Source organism: Burkholderia sp. Se-20378, from assembly GCF_017104665.1.
GTDB classification, from domain to species: Bacteria; Pseudomonadota; Gammaproteobacteria; order Burkholderiales; family Burkholderiaceae; genus Burkholderia; species Burkholderia lata.
Genome location: NZ_JAAGPG010000952.1, coordinates 1 through 1,704, shown reverse-complemented (window position 1 = coordinate 1,704; position 1,704 = coordinate 1). Strand labels below are relative to the sequence as shown.

General features: G+C 70.1%; 2 protein-coding genes. Both read left to right on the top strand.

Annotated elements, in window-relative coordinates; all coding sequences use genetic code 11:
* Positions 1-824: ABC transporter permease (locus G3N93_RS39295; RefSeq protein ID WP_206135450.1), on the top strand; the 824-nt coding region annotated here is incomplete at its 5' end.
* A 15-nt stretch (positions 825-839) separates the two neighbouring features.
* A complete protein-coding gene (locus G3N93_RS39290) occupies positions 840-1,625 on the top strand; it encodes an outer membrane lipoprotein-sorting protein (protein ID WP_174989669.1) in 786 nt (261 codons plus the stop codon).
* Positions 1,626-1,704 lie beyond the last annotated feature (79 nt).

The window sequence follows — 1,704 nt, the reverse complement described above, 5'->3', positions numbered from 1 at the left end:
CGGACCTGCCCGACGACATCGCGTCGCTCTCGCAGGCCGAGGCCGCCGCGAAGCCCGTGCACCGCAGCGGGCTCGCCCGTCTCGAGTTGCTGACGTCGAACGCGTACGGCGCACCGAACGTCGCCGAACTGTCGGTGATCGCCGCGCAGAAGCAAGGCGTCAAGCAGGTCGACGACATGTTCGTGCAGGTGCATCTGCCGCAGGCGCAGCAGCTCGTCTACGGCAGCGGCCCGAGTGCGAAGGTGACGTCCATCGTCGTGCAGCTGAAGCACACGGCCGATCTGCCCGCCGCACGCGCGCGCATCCAGACGCTGCTGCGCACCCGGCTCGCGGGCGAGCCGCTCGAGGTGCTCGGCTTCGCGACGCTGAACCCGCAGTACGGCCAGGTCACCGGCATGTTCGGCGCGATCTTCGGCTTCATCGCGGTCTTGATCGCCACGATCGTGCTGTTCACGGTCGGCAACACCATGAACATGGCCGTGATGGAGCGCACGCACGAGATCGGCACGCTGCGCGCACTCGGCCTGCGCGGCGCCGGCATTCGCCGCCTGTTCGTCTGCGAAGGGTGCCTGCTCGGCCTCTGCGGCGCGGTGGCAGGCACCGTCCTCGCGCTGGCGGCGGGTGTCGCGATCAACCGCGCCGGCCTGCACTGGACGCCGCCCGGGCAGACCGATCCGGTCGCGCTGTCAGTACGCGTGTGGGGCGAATTCGGGATGATCGCGCGCTACGCGCTCGGCGTGACCGTGGTCGCGACGCTCTCGGCCTGGCTGCCCGCGCACCGTGCCGCCCGCCTGCCGATCGTGGACGCGCTGCGTTTCGCCTGACCAGGAGCCGCCACCATGAGATTCCCCATCACGATCCTGCGCGCCGCGGCGATGCTGCTCGCGATCGCCGCCACCGCGGCCGCGGCGGCAGACCCGTCGGCGCAACAACTGCTCGCGCAAAGCGACGCGGTGCGCAACCCCGACAAGCCGTTCGGCCTGACGACGACCCTGCTCGAATTTCGCAACGGACAGCAGACGGACGCCGAGGTGCTGAAGATCTATTCGAAGGCGGACCCGGCAACCAGCCAGTTCCGCACGCTGGTGCAGTTCGTCGCACCGGCCCGCGACGCGAACAAGCTGATGCTGAAGAACGGCAACGACCTGTGGTTCTACGATCCGTCGAGCCAGGCCAGCGTGCGGATCTCGCCGCAGCAGCGCCTGCTCGGCCAGGCCGCGAACGGCGACGTCGTGACCGTCAACTGGGCCAACGACTACGATGCGTCGCTCGCGGGCGAGGAGAACGTGGCGGACGGCGAGCACCAGAGCCGGCACTGCTACCGGCTGCACCTGACGGCGCGCGCGCCGGACGTCACGTACCACGCGATCGACCTGTGGATCGCGAGCGACACGAAGCGGCCGGTCAAGGCGCGCTTCTTCGCGGCCAGCGGCAGCGTGCTGAAAATCGCGTACTACCGGCACTACCAGGAGCAGCTGGGCGCGGCGCGGCCGACGGAAACCGTCATCATCGACGGGCTCGATCCCGGCTGGGTCACCGTGATGCGCTACACCGACTACGCGTGGCGCGACATTCCGGACGCGTGGCTGCAACGCGCGTACCTGTCCCGCTTCAAGGCCGACTAGACGATGGCGCGATCCCGGGTCGCGGTGCTGGTCTGCGCGGCGGGCTTCGCGGCCGCGCAGGCGGCCCTCGCGGCCGACG

Excerpts from the sequence above, each read along its gene's own strand:
- G3N93_RS39290 (WP_174989669.1), top strand. The coding sequence starts at position 840 with ATGAGATTCCCCATCACGATCCTGCGCGCCGCGGCGATGCTGCTCGCG.